This is a genomic window from Propionivibrio sp. (assembly GCF_017995515.1).
Lineage (GTDB): Bacteria > Pseudomonadota > Gammaproteobacteria > Burkholderiales > Rhodocyclaceae > Propionivibrio.
Window position 1 is genome coordinate 1 of the sequence record NZ_JAGOIT010000037.1, and the last position, 19,743, is coordinate 19,743.

The following is a 19,743-nucleotide window of genomic DNA, read 5'->3' on the forward strand; positions in this document are numbered from 1 at the left end:
CTTCAAGACCTTGGGCGAGATCAAGTTCGACGGCGTGCTCTCCTCCTGCGTCTTCGCCTGGGAGGATCGCGCCGAGGACTCCTCGCGCTTCATGCGCACGGAGATTCAGCGCTATCTCGACAAGTATCGCTAAGCGAGTTCTTTAAACGGCGCGGGGCGGGTTCCGGCGCCAATGGCATCACCCGTATTTTTAAAACCGAGGGCAGCGTTCTGTCATCTCGCAAGCGCCGCTCACCCAACTTTCCACTTTCGGAGGTCATGCAATGAGCCGTTCCATTCGTTTCTCCCTTAACCGCATCAGCGCGCCGCGCGTCTCTTTCGTCGACTATCTGGCGATGTGCAAGCGTCTCGGCGTTGATAGCATCGAAATCCGCAACGACCTTCCTGGCGTCGAAATGCAGGACGGCGCCGCGCCGGCGACAATCAAGGCAGCGGCTGCCGCGGCCGGGATCGCCATCCGTTCGATCAACGCGCTTTATCCCTTTGATATCTTCAACGCCGATCTCGAAAGCCGCGCGACCGCGATGGCGAAGTACGCCGCGCAGTGTGGTGCAGAGGCGCTCGTCATGTGCCCGTTCAACAGCTGGGACGACAAGCGCACGCCGGCTGAACGGCACGCTGATCTGGTGAAATCTCTCAAGTCGCTGCGCCCGATCCTCGAGGACAACGGGCTGCTCGGCCTCGTCGAGCCGCTCGGCTTCCAGCAATGCTCGCTGCGCCGCAAGTCGGATGCCGTGAAGGCGATCTACGACGCCGGCTGCGAGCGCGCCTATCGCCTCGTGCATGACACCTTCCACCACTACCTGTCCGGCGAGGACATCTTCTATCCCGACCTGACCGGCCTGGTGCACATCTCCGGCGTCGAAGACAAGGGTGTCGCCGACGCCGACATGCTCGACGGCCACCGCCTCCTCGTCGGCGACGCTGACCGCCTGGGCAACATCCGCCAGCTCAAGATCCTGCTCGATCGCGGCTACCAGGGCGTCGTGTCGTTCGAACCCTTCGCCGCCGAGGTGATGGACGCGAAAAACAGCGAAGAAATCCTGAAGACGAGCATGGACTTCATCCGCGCCAACGTCTGATCGAACCGTAACCAATCAAACAAAAGGAGTTTCACCATGACACTGAAAATCGGCGTAATCGGCACCGGCGCCATCGGCCAGGACCACATCCGTCGCATCACCAACACCCTGACCGGCGGGCAGGTCGTCGCCGTGACCGACATCAACCTCGAACAGGCGAAGGAAACCGTCGCCAAGTACGGCCTCAAGGCCGAGGTGTACGCCGACGGCAAGGCGCTGATCGCAGCCAAGGATGTCGAAGTCGTCCTCGTCACCTCCTGGGGCCCGACGCACGAGGAGTACGTGCTCGCCGCGGTCGCCGCCGGCAAGCCGGTGTTCTGCGAGAAGCCGCTGGCGACGACGGCGGAAGGCTGCATGAACATCGTCAAGGCCGAAGTTGCGGCCGGCAAGCGCCTGGTGCAGGTCGGCTTCATGCGTCCGTACGATGCCGGTTACCGCGCGCTGAAGAAGGTGATCGACGATGGCCAGATCGGCGATCCGCTGATCGTGCATTGCGCACACCGCAATCCGGCGGTCGGCGACAGCTACAAGACCGACATGGCGATTACCGACACCGTGATCCATGAGATCGACGTGCTGCGCTGGCTGCTCAACGACGACTACAAGACCGTGCAGGTCGTCTATCCGAAGAAGACGCGCAATGCATCGAGCCATCTCGCCGATCCGCAGATCATCCTGATGGAAACGGTGAAGGGCGTGCGCATCGACGTCGAGGTGTTCGTCAACTGCGTCTATGGCTACGACATCCAGTGCGAAGTCGTCGGCGAAACAGGCATTGCCCGCCTGCCGGAGCCGAACAACGTGCCGATGCGCAGTGCCGCCAAGCGCTCGGTCGAGATCCTCACCGACTGGAAACAGCGCTTCATCGATGCCTATGACGTGGAACTGCAAGGCTTCATCAACGGCCTGATCTCCGGCAAGCTGACTGGCCCGTCGGCGTGGGACGGCTATGCCGCCGCGGTCGCCGCCGACGCATGCGTGAAGGCGCAATCGACGGGGGCCATCGAAACCGTTTCGATGCCCGAGCGTCCGGTGTTCTACACGGCATAAAGCGCCGTAAGGCAATGGAGCATCGCACCGGCTCGCGCCGGTCCGGTGCTCTTTCCTTATGTGCCTTCGGCCCCGAATTTGTCCATATCCCGGCACCGTCGGTGCTGTTGTTCGCCCGACACTTTGAGTTATTCTAAAAACGTCGTTTGCCGCACCTACAACAAATCAAGACTCAATCAATGAGCACATCAACGAATGCCGTTTCGGCGAGGAGGAGGGCGCAGCATGGGTGGTTACAACGTCAAACAGAAGCTCGGGTTCCTGATTTTTTTCGCGATCCTGATGCTGGTCGTGGTCGGCGGCGCCGGATTGATCGGCGCGAAGCGCATCGAGTCGGTGCTCAACGTCATGTCTGAGGAGAAGTTACCGACGGCCAATACGCTGTCGAATATCCGGACCAGCATGGCGACGCTGCATTCGGTCTGCCTTGAGGCGTCGCTCTGGCGTGAGAAGAAGTACGCGCAGAAGTACTTCAAGAACATCAACCGCCGTATTCCGGCGATCGACAAGGCGCTGACCGCCGCGGTTGCCGCGTACGAAACGATCAAGCTGTCACCGGCGGAGGCGGAAGCCTGGCAAGCCTTCAAGCGAACCTACTCCAACTGGTACACCTACTCAACGCGCACGGCCAAGGTGATCGAGCAACTGGCGGCGATCGAGGACAACGGCAGCAACACCGAGGAGGCGATGGCGAAGCAGGCCGACCTGTTCGACGACTACGACATGTCCGTGACGCCGTGGGGTGTCGTCGAACCGGCGTTGCAGAAGGCGCTGCTCGCGCTCGTCGAGGCCAATCTCAAGTCCGGCGCCGAAGCCATCGAAGCCGGCAAGAATGCAAGCCGGACGAGCACGGCGACGATGCTCGCGATCTTCGTCCTGGCGACCGCGGTGCTCATCGTGCTCGGTATCGTCCTCGCAAGAGGCATTGTCAAACCGCTCGACAGCATGCGCCGTACCATCGTCACGGTGGCGGCGAATAACGACTTCACGCATCGCGCGCCGGTGACTTCGCGCGACGAGGCGGGACAGACGGCGCTGGCGTTCAACCGGCTGATCGAGCAGATGCAGTCGTCGCTGCGCGAGGTGCTCGACAACGCTGAGCGCATTTCCAGCGCCGCGCACTCGGCGGCCGAAGTGTCGCGCCAGGTGTCGGATGCTTCCGACAACCAGAGCGAGTCGGCGTCGGCGATGGCGGCGGCGATCGAGGAGATGACCGTCTCGATCACCCACATCAACGAGTCGACGCAGGACGCGCTGCGCCGCGCGCACGAGGCCGGTGCCGCCGCGAACTCGGGCGCCGAGACGATTTCACAGACCAACGTCGAAATGGCCGAAATCGCGAAGACGGTGCAAGGCGCCGGGCAGAACATCAACGAGGTCGGCGTGCAGTCGAACAAGATCTCGATGATCGTGCAGGTGATCAAGGACGTCGCCGACCAGACCAACCTGCTGGCGCTCAACGCCGCGATCGAAGCGGCGCGGGCGGGCGAGCAGGGGCGCGGTTTCGCGGTGGTGGCCGACGAGGTGCGCAAGCTCGCCGAACGCACCGCGTCGTCGACGACCGACATCTCGAAGGTGGTCGGTTCGATGCAGAGCACGACGCAGAGCGCTGTCGTCGGCATGGAGTCGGTCGTGCAGCGCGTCGACGTCGGCAACACCTTGTCCGACCAGGCGGCGATGCGCGTCGGTGAGATCCAGGGCAGCGCGCAGCACGTCGCCGAGGCGATCAACGACATTTCGGTCGCGTTGAACGAGCAGAACTCGGTGGCGCAGGACATCGCCCGCCGCGTCGAAACCGTCGCGCGCATGAGCGAGGAAAACTCCTTTGCCGCCAGGAACACGGCCCAGGTCGCCGAGGAACTCGACCAGCTCGCCGACGCGCTCCGCGAGACGGCCGGACGCTTCAAGGTCTGATCCGCGCCGGATCGTCATTGCACGCCCGCCGCTCGCGCGGAGCCCTCAAATCCGCCACGCCCGGTGCCGCACCGCCGGGCGTTTTTGCGTGCGCGGTCGGCCGCGTTTTCTGTCGCACACAGACGCGCGTTCTATCGACGGAAAAAAATCTCAATAGAACGTGATTTCTATTTGACATCGACAAATAGAAAATATATTGTTGTTGCAAGGTTGAGCAAACAATGACGAATGCCGCCAGAAGTGCCAGAAGTGCCGTTTTGTGTTGGCTTTATTGCGTGCATCAGACATTCGCCTTGGTCGTGGCAAGCGTGGGTTTCCAGTCACCGCGCGCGCCGGAAAAGATCAACCTCAAGGCCATCCATTTACTGTTAGCCCACGACGAGGTATGTGCAAATGAGTAACCCAGAACAAACTGAAGTCCAGAGCCCGCTGAGCTTGACGACGGCGAACTACATCACCGATTTCTGGAACGACTCCTGTTCCCTTGATGAACTCAAGTACGCCATGGCGCATGGCGGTGTTGGCGCTACGACCAACCCGAGCATCGTGCTCAACGTGTTGAAGAAGGAACTTCCGGCCTGGCGCGGTCTGCTCAACCAGCTGATCGAGGACAACCCGACCTGGGGCGAAGAAGACGTCGCCTGGCGCCTGATCGAGGAAATGGGGCTGCGCGGCGCCGAACTTCTGATGCCGGTGTTCGAGCGCGAAGGCGGGGTCAAAGGCCGCCTGTCGATGCAGACGAATCCCTGCTACTTCCGCAACCCGGAAGCGCTGGTCAAGCAATCCTGCCACTTCCACTCGCTGGCCCCGAACATCCAGGTCAAGATCCCGGTGACCGCCGCCGGCGTCGCCGCCATCGAAGAAGTGACCTATCAGGGCGTCACCATCAACGCGACGGTGTGCTTCACCGTGCCGCAAGCGGTCGCCGTGGCTGATGCCGTCGAGCGCGGCCTCAAGCGCCGTGCCGCCGAAGGCAAGGACTGCGAAATCTTCCCGGCGTGCACGATCATGGTCGGTCGCCTCGACGACTGGATGAAGGCCGTTGCCGCGCGTGATGGTATTGCACTGACCCCGGGCTACGCCGACTGGGCGGGCGTCGCGGCGATGAAGAAGGCGCTCGCTATCTACAAGGAACGCGGTTACCGCACGCGTCTTCTCGCGGCAGCCTACCGCAGCCACCTGCACTGGTCCGAATTCATCGGCGGCGACGTCATCCTGACGATCCCGCACGAATGGCAAGTGCTGTTCAACAACTCCAAGGTCGAGGTCAAGGAGCGAATCAATGATCCGGTCGATCCGAAGATCATCGACGAGTTGTACAGACTGATTCCCGACTTCCGCCGCGCCTACGACGTCGACGGCATGACCGAACAGGAATTCACTCAGTACGGTGCGACCGCACGCACGCTGCGCGGCTTCTGCGACCACTACCATGAGCTCCTGTCGATCGTGCGCGACGCGATGATTCCGAATCCGGACAAGAAAAAGTAATCCCTCTGGTTTGTTGGCTGGTCGTTGAATCGCCGCGTGCTGGGGAAACCAGGGCGCGGCGTTTTTCTTGAGTCCAAAAAAACAATGGAGTCACACACGTGAAAACTGTAAACATCGGTATCGTCGGGCTGGGCCGTCTCGGACGCCGGCACGCCTTGAACTTGTTGGCCTCCGTCCCGGGTGCGGTACTCGTCGCCGCGGCCAGCCCGGTGGCTGAAGAACGCCAGTGGGGTAGTGAGAACCTCCCAGGCGCAGTCATCTATGCCTCGCTCGGCGAACTCCTGAAGCACGACGGTCTCGATGCTGTCTGGCTGGTGACGCCAACCTCGCTGCACGTCGAGCAGATCGAGGAATCGCTGCTCGCCGGCAAGCACGTCTTCTGCGAAAAGCCGCTGTCCCTCACCCTTGCCGAGTGCGACCGCGTATTGGCGCTCGCCGAGCAGCGCCCGGACCAGATGGTCATGATCGGCTTCACCCGCCGCTTCGACGCCGCCTATATGGCGCTCAAACAACGCATCGACGCGGGCGAACTCGGCAAGGTCTACCGTGTGCACTTCGAGTCGCACGACCCGATCGACCCGCATGGCTTCTTCGTCAAGTTCGCTCCAACTTCCGGCGGCCTCTTCCTCGACTGCGGTATCCACGATGTTGATCTCGCGCGCTGGCTCGCCAACGGCGCACGCGCCGTGCGCGTCAGCGCCAGCGGCTCGAACCTCCAATACCCCGGCCTCGCCGAATGCAGCGACATCGACACCGGTGTCGGCACCATCGAGTTCGACAACGGCCTGATCGCCACGCTGTTCATTTCGCGCACCTCGCACCGCGGCTACGAGGCAACCCTCTGGGCGAGCGGAACCGAAGGCGGCGCGCTCGCCGGCAAAGGCATCGCCGCTCCGGCGATCACGGTTGAACAGGGCAACCGTGTTTCACAACAAGGGCTTCCAGACTTTTTTGCCCGCTTCAGCGACGCCTTCCTCATCGAAGCCAAAGCCTTCGTCGACGCCATCCGCCAAGGTGCGTCGTCACCGCTCACGTTGGCCGACGCGCGCGAAGCAACGCGCATCGCCATCGCGCTGCGCGAGGCGTATGAGGGGCACCGCGTAATCGAACTGGGTTGAATCACGCGGTCGGCGGCAGGCGATGCTCGATGGGGATCGCCTGCCGCTCGGCAGTTGCGTGGCAGGAAGGAAAGCGCGAGCGATCGCACTTTTTCGGGATTGAAAATAGAACAATAATTCCGATAATAAAATTTTAAGAATTTGTGTTGCAATTACGTCGGGACCGCGCTATCGTGGTTGCCAACGAATCTTCGAGTTTTACGAGTGCCGATGCGAGCGTGGTGGAAACATCCCGCTGGCTGAATACAAATAATGGAGGTGTGTGAATGGCTACGGTTCGGTTGACGATGGCGCAGGCGCTGGTGCGCTATCTGGCGGCGCAGAAAGTGCTCACGGAAAACGGCACGGAGCCGCTGTTTGGCGGCATCTGGGCGATCTTCGGGCATGGCAATGTGGCCGGTCTCGGAGAAGCGCTGCATGCGGTCAAGGAAACCTTCCCGACCTACCGCGCGCACAACGAGCAGGGCATGGCGCTTGCCGCCGTGGCCTACGCCAAAGCGCATTTCCGCCGCCGCATGATGGCGGTGACCTCCTCCATCGGGCCAGGCTGCACCAATCTGGTAACGGCGGCCGGCACTGCGCACGTCAATCGTCTGCCGGTGCTGCTGCTTCCGGGCGACATTTTCGTTTCGCGGGCACCCGATCCCGTTTTGCAGCAGGTCGAGGACTTCCAGGATGGCAACGTTTCGGCGGCCGATTGTCTGCGTCCCGTTTCCCGTTATTTCGACCGCATCGTCACGCCGCATCAACTGCTGACCGCCTTGCCGCGCGCCATTGCCGTGCTCACCGATCCGGCTCAGTGCGGCCCGGTGACGCTGGCGCTGCCGCAGGATGTGCAGGCGATGGCGGCAGACTGGCCGGAAGAATTCTTCGCCGAGCGCGTTGTCCATTTCCGCCAGCCGCCGCCCGAAGCCTTCGAGATCGACGCCGTCGCCGAAATCCTCAAGCAGGCCAAGCGCCCGATCGTCGTCACCGGCGGCGGGGTGTTGTACAGCGAGGGTGGTACGGCGGCGCTCAAGAGTTTCGTCGAGAAGCACGGCATTCCGGTCGGCGAGTCGCACGCCGGCAAGGGCGCGCTGGCTTGGGATCATCCGCTCCTCTCCGGTTCGATTGGCGTCACCGGATCGACCGCGTCGAACGCGCTGGCGGTCGACGCCGATGTCGTGATCGCCGTCGGCACGCGCTTGCAGGATTTCACCACCGGCTCGCACGCGCTCTACTCACAGGCCAAACTGGTTTCGATCAATGTGACGCCGTTCGACGCCGTCAAGTGGGGCGGCGTCAGTGTGCATGCCGACGCGGCTGTGGCGCTTGACGCGTTGTCGCAGGCTCTGGGCTCTTGGCGTTCCGACGCAGCCTGGCACGAAAAGGCGCTGTCGCTGAACAAGCAATGGCGCGACACGGTCTCCGAAATCGTCGTCAGCTCGCGCGCTGCGCTGCCGACTTACGGCGAAGTGACCGGCGCCGTGCAGGCTTCGTCGCCCGATTCCTGCGCCAACGATATCGCTGTTTGCGCCGCCGGTACGTGGCCGGCCGAGCTGCACAAGCTGTGGCGCACGTCGACGCCGGGCGGCTATCACATGGAATACGGTTACTCGTGCATGGGCTACGAAGTCGCCGGCGGCCTGGGCGTCAAGATGGCACGGCCGGATCGCGAGGTGATCGTCATCGTCGGCGACGGCAGCTACCTGATGCTGAACAACGAACTGGCGACCTCGGTGATGCTCGGCCTGAAGATCATCGTCGTGCTCACCGACAACTTTGGCTACGCCTGCATCAACCGCCTGCAGCAGGCCTGCGGCGGTGCCGAGTTCAACAATATGTACAAGGATTGCCGCACCGGCGCGCACGGTGTCCCGGCCATCGACTTCGAGCTGAACGCCCGTTCGCTCGGCGCCAACGCCGAGACGGTGAAGACCATCGACGAGCTGAAGGCGGCGATGGTCCGAGCCCGTGCCTCGGACAAGTCCTACCTGATCAGCATCGTCATCGACGGACCGCAATGCACACCGGAAGGTGGCTCCTGGTGGGAAGTCGGCGTGCCCGAAGTTTCGAAGCGTCCGCAAGTGGTGGCGGCGCACGAGCGACTGGTGCTGGACAAGAAAAAGCAGCGCGTCTAGCAACGGCAGTCATTCAACACATAAAACCGACCAATCCAAACAATTACAGGAAAAGAGACAGACATGGGAAAACTCGAAGTGCGCATCGGCATCAACCCGATCTCCTGGACGAATGACGACCTGCCGCAACTCGGTGGCGACACGCCGCTGGAAACCTGTCTGGTGGAAGGCACCGAGATCGGTTACGTCGGCTTCGAACTCGGCAACAAGTTCCCGAAGGATCCGGCCGAACTGAAGGCCAAGCTGGCCGGTTACGGCGCGGTCGTCGTCTCCGGATGGCATTCGGGCAACCTCGCCGAGGGCACGCTGGAAGACGAGATCAAGGCCGTGGATGCCCACATGAAGAAACTCGTCTTCAACGGCTGCAAAGTGATGGTCTATGGCGAAGTCGCCGGTTCGGTACAGGGCCAGCAGCAGGTGCCGCTGTCGCGCCGGCCGCGCTTCACGACGATGGCGCAATGGGAAGACTATGCGAAGAAGCTCGACGCCTTCGGTGCCTATCTCAAGTCGAATGGCATCACGCTGGCTTACCACCACCACATGGGCGCGTACTGCGAGAGCACGCAGGATCTCGATACGCTGATGAAGCTGACGACCGACAACGTCGGCCTGCTCTTCGATACCGGCCACATCACCTTCGGCGGCGGCAACGCCCTGGCCGAGCTGAAGAAGCACATCGGCCGCGTCGTGCACGTGCATTGCAAGGACGTGCGCGAGGCCGTGATGAAGAAGGCGCGCAACAACGATCAGAGCTTCCTCAACTCGGTGCTCGACGGCGTGTTTACCGTGCCGGGCGACGGCATGATCGACTTCGAGCCGATCCTCGCTTTGCTCGCCGAACACAACTACAAGGGCTGGCTGGTCGTCGAGGCCGAGCAGGACCCGGCCGTCGCACCGAGCTACGAGTACGCCAAGAAGGGTTACGACTGCCTGGCGTCACTGGTGAAGAAGGTCAACGGCTAACGAGCCGAGCAAGGGGAAAAGCGTGAGCAAGTTATTGGTAAAAGCGAAGCCGGGCAAGGAAATCGCCAATGTGACACCGGCTTCGGCCGGCTGGGGCTACGTTGGCTTTGCGGCCTATCGTCTGCAACCGGGCGAATCGGTGTCGTTCGAAGATCCGGCGCGCGAGGCTTGCCTGGTGGTACTCGCCGGCAAGGCCAGGGTGCAGGCGGGCAGCATCGACTGCGGCGTGCTCGGTACGCGCGACAGCGTATTCGAGGACAAGGCGCCGGATGCGGCCTACGTTCCCAATAACTGCCGCGTCAGCGCAACCGCAGTGACCGCTTGCGAAATCGCGATCACCCATGCGCCGGGCTTCGGCACGCATCCGGCGCGCGTGATTCCGGCGGCGTCGATGCGTCGTTCGGTGCGCGGCGAAGGCTCCAACCAGCGCTTCGTCACCGACATCCTGCCGTCCGACCAGTCGGCCGACAGTTTGTTGGTGGTCGAAGTCATCACCCCGGCCAGCCACTCGTCGAGCTACCCGCCGCACAAGCATGACCAGGACAACATGCCGGTCGAAAGCTCGCTGGAAGAGACCTACTACCACCGCCTCAATCCGCCGCAGGGCTACGTCTTCCAGCGTGTCTATACCGACGACCGCAGCCTCGACGAGGCGATGGCTGCCGAAGATCACGACGTCGTGATGGTGCCGCGCGGCTACCACCCGGTCACCGTGCCGCATGCCTACACGTCGTACTACCTCAATGTAATGGCCGGCGAGAAGCGCAACTGGGTATTCAAGAACGATCCGGTGCATGAGTGGATGCTGAAACCGGCCTAGCAACAAAGTCGAACTAGCCTTCGCACGAAGGCGATTCAGGGAAGAACAAAGGGAAGGAAGCCACGGCTTTTGCCGTGGCGTGGGACCGTGTCGCCCGAATTCCGGTAGTCGCCACTTGCATCACGGCGCCGCCGAATCGAAAAAGGAGTGATGAATGTACGAAGTGCTGCAATACATCGATGGCAAGCTCACCGCCGGCGCACCCGGGCGTAGCCAGGACATCAACGATCCGGCGCGCGGCGAGATGATCGGACGCGTTCGGCTCGCCGCGCGTGAAGACGTCGACGCTGCCGTCGCCGCGGCCGCGCGCGCTTTCCCCGGCTGGGCGGCGACGCCGCCGCTGCGCCGTTCGCGCATTCTCAACCGCTTTCGCGCGCTGCTCGAAGAGCACGCTGAAGAACTCGCCGCGACGATCACTTCGGAGCACGGCAAGGTGCACGCCGACGCGCTCGGCGAAGTGCAGCGCGGGCTGGAAGTCGTCGAGTTCGCCGTCGGTATCCCGCACCTCCTGAAGGGCGAAGTGACCGAGAACGTCGGCACCAGCGTCGACTCGCACAGCCTGCGTCAGCCGCTCGGCGTCGTCGCCGGCATCACGCCGTTCAACTTCCCGATCATGGTGCCGATGTGGATGTTCCCGGTCGCTCTGGCCTGCGGCAATACGTTCATTTTGAAACCCTCCGAGCGCGATCCGTCGGCGTCGCTGATCGTCGCGCGCCTGCTCAAGGAAGCGGGGCTGCCCGACGGCGTGTTCAACGTCATCAATGGCGACAAGGAGTCGGTCGACACCCTGCTCGAACACCCCGACGTCAAGGCGGTGAGCTTCGTCGGCTCGACGCCGATCGCCCGCTACATCTACGAGCGCGCCTGTGCTTTCGGCAAGCGCGCGCAGGCATTGGGCGGCGCCAAGAACCACATGGTCGTGATGCCCGACGCCGACCTCGATCTCACTGCCGACGCGCTGATGGGCGCCGCTTACGGCGCGGCGGGCGAGCGCTGCATGGCGATCTCGGTCGTCGTCGCGGTTGGCGATGCGACGGCCGACACGCTCGTCGAGAAGCTGCTGCCGCGCATCGCGGCGCTGAAGACCGGGCCGGGCTCCGACCGCACTTCGGAAATGGGGCCGCTGATCACCGCGCAGCACCGCGACAAGGTCGTCAGCTATATCGACAGCGGTGCGGAAGAAGGCGCAACGCTGCTCGTCGACGGGCGTGAATGCAAGATCCACGGCTATCCGCGCGGCAATTGGGTCGGTCCGACGCTGTTCGATCACGTGACGCCGGAAATGAAAATCTACCGCGAAGAAATCTTCGGGCCGGTGCTGGCGATCGTGCGCGCCGCCGATTACACGTCGGCCGTCGATCTGGTCAACGAGCACGAATACGGCAACGGCACGGCGATCTTCACCCGCGACGGCGACGCGGCGCGCGACTTCAGCCACCGCGTGCAGGTCGGCATGGTCGGCGTCAATGTGCCGATCCCGGTGCCCATGGCCTTCCACAGCTTCGGCGGCTGGAAAGCCTCGCTCTTCGGCGACCACCACATGCACGGCCCGGAAGGCGTGCGCTTTTACACCAAGCTGAAAACGATCACTACGCGCTGGCCGACCGGCATGCGCGCCGGTGCGGATTTCGTCATGCCGACGATGAAATAGCGGCAGGGCACCCGAAAACCAAGCAACGCAAGGGATTTTCAACGTCATCCAAGGAGTCGTAAAAATGGCCAGCATCAAGCGTTTGAAGTACTGCATCAACAACGAGTGGCTCGAATCGGCAACGTCGAAGTACATGCCGGTGATGAACCCCAGCCTCGGCGTCCAGATCGCCGAAGCCCCGTGCTGCACGCAGAGCGAAGTCGACGCCGCCGTCAAGGCCGCCGCTGCCGCGTTCCCGGCCTGGTCCAATACGCCGATCCCGCAGCGCATCCAGCTGATGTTCCGTTTCAAGGCACTGCTCGACAAGAACCTCGACGAACTCGCCACGCTGCTTGCTACCGAAATGGGCAAGGTCGTCGCGGAAGCCAAGGGCGACGTGCTGAAGGCAATCGAAGTCGTCGAATGCGCCTGTGCGTCGCACTACCTGATGCAGGGCGACACCTGCATGAACGTCGCCAACGGCTATGACACCGTCTCGTTCCGTGAGCCGCTCGGCGTTTTCGTCGGTATCGCGCCGTACAACTTCCCGGCGATGATCCCGATGGGCTGGATGCTGCCGTTCTGCATCACCACCGGCAACACCTTCGTCCTGAAGGCAGCCTCGATGGTGCCGCAGACGTCGAGCCGCATGCTCGAACTGTTGATCGAAGCCGGTTTGCCCAAAGGCGTGGTCAATCTCGTCACGTGCTCGCGTGTCGAAGCCGATTCGCTGCTCACCAACCCGGCCGTCAAGGGCGTCACCTTCGTCGGCTCGACCTCGGTCGGCCTGCACATCTACTCGACCGCCGCCGGCGCCGGCAAGCGCGTCCAGGCCCTGTGCGAAGCCAAGAACCACGCGCTGGTCATGGAAGACTGCGTGCTTGAGCGTTCAGTCGCCGGCATCATCAACTCGACCTACGGTTGCGCCGGTCAGCGCTGCATGGCCTTGCCGGTCGTCTGCGTGCAGGAATCGATCGCCGATGAATTCATCGCCCTGTTCAAGAAGAAAGCCATGGAGCTCAAGCTCGGTCCGGCCTACGACCCGTCGTCGCAACTCGGCCCGCTAGTCTCCGCGGCGCAGAAGCAGTCGGTCGAAAACTGGATCCAGCGCGGCGTCGACGAAGGTGCAAAGCTCGTCCTCGACGGCCGCGGCGCGAAGGTCGACGGTTGCGAGAACGGCTATTTCGTCGGCCCGACGATCTTCGACAACGTGCTGCCGGAACACAGCGTCGGCAACGACGAAATCTTCGGGCCGGTGACCTGCATCAAGCGCGTCAAGGACTTCGAGGAAGGCCTGGCGATCATGAACGCCAACCGCTTCGCCAACGGCTCGTGCATCTACACGAGTTCCGGACGCCATGCCCGCGAGTTCGCCAAGCGCACGCACGGCGGCATGGTCGGCATCAACGTCGGCATCCCGGTCCCGTTCTCGATCTTCCCCTTCACCGGACACAAGGATTCGTTCTTTGGCGACCTGCACGCCATGGGCAAGGACGGCGTCGCCTTCTTCACCGAAACCAAGGCGGTCACCTCGGTCTGGTTCACTGAAGAGGACTCGAAGAAGGCCGTGTCGACCTGGGACGGCACGCTGACCCGCAACTAGGCAAGAGATTCGCGAGCGGCTGATCTCCCTCGGATCAGCCGTATCGATCAACTTCGGCATGTGACGCTGGCAACAGCGCTTGAGCGCAAACCTGATCTCGGTCGGGTTTGCGTTTTTTTTGCCTTTTTGCAAGGCGGTTTCGACGGCGCACTAAATATTTACATCGTGGGGGCTTGTTTTTACATTTCGCCCTGTTTATATTGCTAACTCGACTTAGCTAAAATAACAGCGGAAAATAAGTCGTCAGGCGAGCGTGTGACGACGCTCTGCAACCGGGGCGCACGCATCGCATGAACGGGTGCCGCGAACGGCTTGTAGTATTTGTAATAAGAACAAGAAAAAATTGAAATCTGGATTTGCTGCACGAGTCGTAGTATTCGTGCATTTGAGCATGCCACGACAAGAGCATGGCAAATGAAGAAGCCTCAGATATCTGATTTTTAGGGAAGGGCAATACGTGACACCGATCGTCGAGATTAGGAATCTCAACAAGTCATTTCCCGGGGTGCGAGCGTTGATCGACGCCCGGTTTGATCTTGTTGCGGGGGAAGTTCACGCCCTGATGGGCGAGAACGGCGCGGGGAAATCCACGTTGATGAAGGTGCTGGCCGGCGTCTATCAAAAGGACGGCGGCACGATCAAGATCAACGGTCAGGAGGTCGAAATCAGCGGCCCGCGCGCAGCGCAGGCGCTAGGCGTCGGCATCATCCATCAGGAACTCAACCTGATGAGTCACATGAGCGTTGCCAACAACATCTTCATCGGCCGTGAACCGAGGAACAGGTTCGGCGTCGTCGACAAGCAGAAGATGAACAAGGAGACGCAGGCCATCCTCGACCGCCTGCACCTCAAGCTCGACCCGGAGACGCTGGTCAGCGAACTGACCGTCGCCAAGCAGCAGATGGTCGAAATCGCCAAGGCACTCTCCTTCCACGGCACGAAAGTGCTCATCCTCGACGAACCGACCGCCGCCCTGAACAACGCCGAAATCGACGACCTGTTCAAGATCATCCGCCAGCTCAAGGAACACGGCGTCGGCATGGTCTACATCTCGCACAAGATGGACGAGTTGAAGCGCATCTCCGACCGCGTCACCGTCATGCGCGACGGCCAGTACATCGGCACCGTCCCGACCGCCGAAACGAGCATGGACACCATCATCGGCATGATGGTCGGCCGGCAACTGTTCGACGGCGACGGCCCGACCCCGGCGCCGCAGAACGCCGAGGTCGTCCTCGAAGTGAAGAATCTCAATCGCGGCCGCGTCATCAAGAACGTCAGCTTCCAGGTCAGGAAGGGCGAAATCCTCGGCTTCGCCGGCCTCATGGGCGCCGGCCGCACCGAAGTCGCCCGCGCCATCTTCGGCGCCGACAAGATCGACTCCGGCGAAATCATCGTCCACGGCCAGACCGCCTCGATCAAGACGCCGACCGACGCGGTCAAGCACGGCATCGGCTATCTCTCGGAAGACCGCAAGCACTTCGGCTTGGCCACCGGCATGGACGTCGAAGCGAACATCGTGCTGACCACGATGAAGCGCTTCCTCTCCGCCAACTTTTTCCTGAAGCAGAAAGCGATCCGCGAAACCGCGTTGCATTTCGTCAAGCAGCTCGACATCAAGACGCCGAACGTCTCCCAGAAGGTCGCCTTCCTCTCCGGCGGCAACCAGCAGAAAGTCGTCATCGCCAAATGGCTGGTGCGCGACTGCGAAGTGCTCTTCTTCGACGAACCGACGCGCGGCATCGACGTCGGCGCCAAGAGCGAAATCTACAAGCTGCTCAACACACTGGCCGAACAAGGTCGGGCGATCGTCATGATCTCCTCCGAACTGCCCGAAGTCCTGCGCCTCTCGCACCGCATTCTCGTGATGTGCGAAGGCCGCATCACCGGCGAACTGAAAGCCGGCGAAGCGACCCAGGAAAACATCATGCAGTACGCCACCCAGCGCGAAACCACCCAATTCAACTAATCCGGATCCCTCGCCATGTCTTCTACGATTGCTACGACCAAGGAAACGCAAGCCCCCAAGGCGTTGTTGAACGCTTCCGCCCGGCAGAAAATGCTGGCCTTCGCCAGCCTGATCGGCCTCATGATCTTCTTCAGCTTCGCCTCGCCGGCCTTCATGCAGACCGACAACATCGTCGGCATCCTGCAGGCGACGGCGGTCAACGGCGTCCTCGCCATTGCCTGTACCTTCATCATCATCACCGCCGGCATCGACCTCTCGGTCGGCACGATGATGACCTTCTGCTCGGTGATGACCGGTGTCGTCCTGACCAACATGGGCATGCCGCTGTGGACCGGCGTCGTGACCTCGATCTTCTTCGGTGCGCTGTGCGGCTTCACTTCCGGCTTCATGATCGCCAAGATGAAGATCCCGCCGTTCATCGCCACGCTCGGCATGATGCTGCTCACCAAGGGCCTGTCGCTGGTGATTTCGGGCACCAAGCCGATCTACTTCAACGACACCGAAGGCTTCACCGCGATCGCCCAGGACTCGCTGATTGGAGAAATCCTGCCCAGCCTGCCGATCCCGAACGCCGTGCTGATCCTCTTCATCGTCGCCATCGCTGCGACCTTCATCCTCAACAAGACGATCCTCGGCACCTACACCTTCGCGCTCGGCAGCAATGAGGAAGCGGTCCGTCTCTCCGGCGTCAATACCGATCGCTGGAAGATCATCGTTTACTCGTTTGCCGGCGGCATCTGCGGTATCGCCGGTCTGCTCATGGCCTCGCGTCTGAATTCCGCACAGCCGGCGCTTGGCCAGGGCTATGAACTCGACGCAATCGCTGCGGTGGTCATCGGCGGCACCTCGCTCTCCGGCGGTTCCGGCACCATCCTCGGCACGATCATCGGCGCCTTCATCATGAGCGTGCTGACCAACGGTCTGCGCATCATGTCGGTGGCGCAGGAGTGGCAGATCATCATGACCGGCATCATCATCATCCTCGCCGTCTTCGCCGACAACATGCGAAAGAAGAAGTAGGGATAGCGAAATTGGAGCGTCGCGACACAAAACCGCGGCGCTCCGCTTGCAGCAACCGTATCAGGGTAGTTCGTTGGGCCAGTTGTTCGTTGTACCCATTGCAGTCTGTTTCTTTGTTTTCCCTTTCTGGAGGCACACAATGAATCTGAAGAAAAAAATGCTGAGCTTGGCCATCGGCCTGGGTCTGGGCGCGTCAATCGGTTTTTCTGGCACCGTTTCGGCTGAAGAAGTTTTCGTTCCCCTCATCTCGAAGGGTTTCCAGCACCAATTCTGGCAAGCCGTGAAGTCTGGCGCTGACCAGGCCGGCAAGGATCTGAACGTCAAGGTCACGTTCGAAGGTCCGGAAAGCGAAGCCATGGTCGACAAACAGATCGACATGCTCTCCGCCGCACTGGCCAAGAAGCCGAGCGCCATCGGTTTCGCCGCGCTCGACAGCAAGGCAGCGATTCCGCTCCTGAAGAAGGCTCAAGCTGCCAAGATCCCGGTCATCGCGTTTGACTCTGGCGTCGATAGCGACATCCCGCTGACGACGACGACGACGGACAACCTGGCAGCTGCCGGCCTCGCAGCCGACAAGATGGCCGAGCTGATCGGCGGTGAAGGCGATGTGGCCGTGCTCGTGCATGACCAGACCAGCCGCACCGGTATCGACCGTCGCGATGGCTTCCTGAACCAGGTCAAGGCCAAGTATCCGAAGATCAAGGTCGTCAGCGTGCAATACGGCGCCGGCGACCACCTGAAGTCGACCGAAGTCGCCAAGGCCGTGCTGCAAGCCAACCCGAACCTGAAGGGTTACTTCGGCGCCAATGAAGGTTCGGCGATCGGCGTGCTGAATGCCGCCAAGGAAATGAAGCGCAAGGTCGTCATCATCGGCTACGACTCCGGCAAGCAGCAGAAGGCTGCCGTGGCGAGCGGCGAAATGGCCGGCGCCATCACGCAGAACCCGGTCGGCATGGGCTACAAGACGGTTGAAGCAGCCGTCAAGGCGCTCAAGGGCGAAACGCTGCCGAAGATCATCGACACCGGCTTCTACTACTGGGACAAGAACAACATGAACGACCCGAAGATCTCGGCCGTTCTCTACGATTGATCCAGTCGTAACACGGCTCTTCCGCGCGGATGAGCCGCCTGCTTTCTCCGGCTGTGCGGGTGCGTACACGACGCCCGTACAGCCCGGTTGCTTTCTTTCCACCGAATTGAAAAACCAAGTCGGTCGTTCGGAGGGCGGTGTGTTGCCTGCATTCCGGTCGATCGAAGAACCATCGTGCGTTCGCCATCAGAGCCAGGCGCGCACAGTGAGCCGAGAACAGGGACGGAGATTTCATGGCTAACGATGTCGTCGTCGTGCTCGATTGCGGAGCGACCAATGTCCGCGCGATCGCGGTCGATACCCAAGGAAAAATCGTCGCCAAGGGCGTGTTGCCCAACGCGACGCAGCCGGCGGCCGAGAACGGCGCCTGGCATATCTGGTCGCTCGACGAGATCCTCGGCAAGTTCGCGCAGTGCTGCGCGGCGATTACCGGGCAACTGGCGGCCGAAGAACGTCGCGTCGTCGGCGTCACCGTCACGACCTTCGGCGTCGACGGCGCACCGGTCGACGCCAGAGGTTCGCTGCTCTACCCGATCATCAGCTGGAAATGCCCGCGCACGGCCGCGGTCATGGCGAACATCCGCAAGTACTTCGATCCGGCGCGCCTGCAACAGATTTCAGGTGTCGGGCATTTCACGTTCAACACGCTCTACAAGTTCATCTGGCTGCGCGAGAATCGTCCGGACGTTCTCGAAAAGACGGCGCACTGGCTGTTCATCTCGTCCCTGATCAACCATCGCCTGACCGGCGTCTTTTCGACCGACCGCACGATGGCGGGAACGAGCCAGATGTTTGATCTGGCGCGGGACGAGTTCAGTGAAGACATCCTCGGCAAGGTCGGCATCGCGAAGTCGATTTTTCCGAAGATCGTCAATCCGGGCGAGGTGATCGGCCAGCTGCACGCTGACGCCGCGCAACTCCTCGGACTGCCGGCCGGCATCCCGGTGACCTCCGCCGGGCACGATACGCAGTTCGCCCTCTTCGGGTCCGGCGCCGGCATGAACCAGCCCGTGCTCTCGTCGGGGACGTGGGAAATCCTCATGGCGCGTACGGCGCAGGTCGACACCGTCTCGTTGTCAGGCTTTGCCGAGTCCACCTGCGAACTTGATTCCGCGTCCGGCCTGTACAACCCCGGCCTGCAATGGCTGGCCTCCGGCGTGCTCGAGTGGGTGAAGGAGATGTGCTGGAAGGGTGCCAATCCAGGCGAGGTCTACGCGCAGATGATCGCCGAGGCGAACGCCGTGGCGGCGGGTTGCGACGGGGTGAGGATGGTACCGGACCTCCTTGTCGGCGGCGGCGGTGTCGGCGGTGGCGCGTTCAGCGGACTGTCGATCAATACCTCGCGCGGCCATCTCTACCGCGCGACGTTGGAGGCGCTGTCGGCCAAGCTCGCGCATCAGCTGCACGAACTGGAACGCATCTGCGGCTTCAAGGCCGAGGAGCTGATCCTCGTCGGCGGCGGCTCGAAGAATCGTCTGTGGAACCAGATCAAGGCCGACGCGTTGAAGATCCCGGTGCGCGTCGTCGCCGAGAACGAGATGACCGTGCTCGGTGCCGCCCTCTATGGATTCTGCGGTCTGGGCTACTACCCGACGCCCCAAGCGGCGAGCGCGGTCGTCTCCCACGACTATCAGGTTTATCACCCGGCCTCCTGAGCGGTTGTGAATAACTGCTGAAACACCGACCACAGAGTCACGGAGACGCAGAGTTTTCGCAGAGAAGACCATTGGAAACAGTGTTTTTCCTCTGTGTTTCCTCTGCGCCTCCGCGCCTCTGCGCCTCTGCGGTGAGTTTTGAATTTCTTCACTGACTCTGAGCCGATTCGGCGTTTGGGAACGAGGGCTGGCATGCGTCCAGCCTTAGGGTAGTCTTG

General features: G+C 61.9%; 14 protein-coding genes. All 14 read left to right on the forward strand.

Annotation, left to right across the window (positions count from 1 at the left end):
- Positions 1-263: 263 nt before the first annotated feature.
- Positions 264-1,082 carry a TIM barrel protein gene (locus KBA32_RS08035; RefSeq protein ID WP_294357285.1) on the forward strand — a complete coding sequence of 273 codons (819 nt, stop codon included), beginning with the start codon at positions 264-266 and terminating at the stop codon, positions 1,080-1,082.
- A 36-nt stretch (positions 1,083-1,118) separates the two neighbouring features.
- Positions 1,119-2,132, forward strand: coding sequence for a Gfo/Idh/MocA family oxidoreductase (locus KBA32_RS08040; protein WP_294357288.1), 1,014 nt, complete (start codon positions 1,119-1,121; stop codon positions 2,130-2,132).
- A gap of 225 nt (positions 2,133-2,357) precedes the next feature.
- Positions 2,358-4,046 (forward strand): methyl-accepting chemotaxis protein, encoded by a 1,689-nt coding sequence (locus tag KBA32_RS08045; RefSeq protein WP_294357290.1) that lies wholly within the window; start codon positions 2,358-2,360, stop codon positions 4,044-4,046.
- A 393-nt stretch (positions 4,047-4,439) separates the two neighbouring features.
- Entirely contained in the window at positions 4,440-5,537 is a 1,098-nt protein-coding gene (locus tag KBA32_RS08050; protein WP_294357291.1) for a transaldolase family protein, read from the forward strand.
- Positions 5,538-5,635: 98 nt separating this feature from the next.
- A complete protein-coding gene (locus KBA32_RS08055) occupies positions 5,636-6,655 on the forward strand; it encodes a Gfo/Idh/MocA family oxidoreductase (RefSeq protein ID WP_294357293.1) in 1,020 nt (339 codons plus the stop codon).
- A 266-nt stretch (positions 6,656-6,921) separates the two neighbouring features.
- Positions 6,922-8,775 (forward strand): 3D-(3,5/4)-trihydroxycyclohexane-1,2-dione acylhydrolase (decyclizing), encoded by a 1,854-nt coding sequence (gene iolD, locus KBA32_RS08060; protein WP_294357295.1) that lies wholly within the window; start codon positions 6,922-6,924, stop codon positions 8,773-8,775.
- Between the two features lie 63 nt (positions 8,776-8,838).
- Entirely contained in the window at positions 8,839-9,738 is a 900-nt protein-coding gene (gene iolE, locus KBA32_RS08065; RefSeq protein WP_294357297.1) for a myo-inosose-2 dehydratase, read from the forward strand.
- A 22-nt stretch (positions 9,739-9,760) separates the two neighbouring features.
- Positions 9,761-10,558: a 5-deoxy-glucuronate isomerase gene (gene iolB, locus KBA32_RS08070; RefSeq protein WP_294357299.1), complete on the forward strand. Its 798-nt coding sequence runs from the start codon at positions 9,761-9,763 to the stop codon at positions 10,556-10,558.
- Positions 10,559-10,712: 154 nt separating this feature from the next.
- Positions 10,713-12,209 (forward strand): CoA-acylating methylmalonate-semialdehyde dehydrogenase, encoded by a 1,497-nt coding sequence (locus tag KBA32_RS08075; RefSeq protein ID WP_294357301.1) that lies wholly within the window; start codon positions 10,713-10,715, stop codon positions 12,207-12,209.
- 64 nt (positions 12,210-12,273) lie between these two features.
- The gene (locus KBA32_RS08080) at positions 12,274-13,791 is read left to right on the forward strand and encodes a CoA-acylating methylmalonate-semialdehyde dehydrogenase (RefSeq protein ID WP_294357303.1); all 1,518 of its coding nucleotides are present in this window, start codon (positions 12,274-12,276) and stop codon (positions 13,789-13,791) included.
- 457 nt (positions 13,792-14,248) lie between these two features.
- Positions 14,249-15,760 (forward strand): sugar ABC transporter ATP-binding protein, encoded by a 1,512-nt coding sequence (locus KBA32_RS08085; protein WP_294357305.1) that lies wholly within the window; start codon positions 14,249-14,251, stop codon positions 15,758-15,760.
- A 15-nt stretch (positions 15,761-15,775) separates the two neighbouring features.
- Positions 15,776-16,780 carry an ABC transporter permease gene (locus KBA32_RS08090; RefSeq protein ID WP_294357307.1) on the forward strand — a complete coding sequence of 335 codons (1,005 nt, stop codon included), beginning with the start codon at positions 15,776-15,778 and terminating at the stop codon, positions 16,778-16,780.
- A gap of 139 nt (positions 16,781-16,919) precedes the next feature.
- Complete coding sequence (locus KBA32_RS08095) at positions 16,920-17,870, forward strand: ABC transporter substrate-binding protein (protein WP_294357309.1); 951 nt, start codon at positions 16,920-16,922, stop codon at positions 17,868-17,870.
- A gap of 233 nt (positions 17,871-18,103) precedes the next feature.
- A complete protein-coding gene (gene fucK, locus KBA32_RS08100) occupies positions 18,104-19,525 on the forward strand; it encodes an L-fuculokinase (RefSeq protein ID WP_294357311.1) in 1,422 nt (473 codons plus the stop codon).
- The last annotated feature ends 218 nt before the right edge of the window (positions 19,526-19,743 follow it).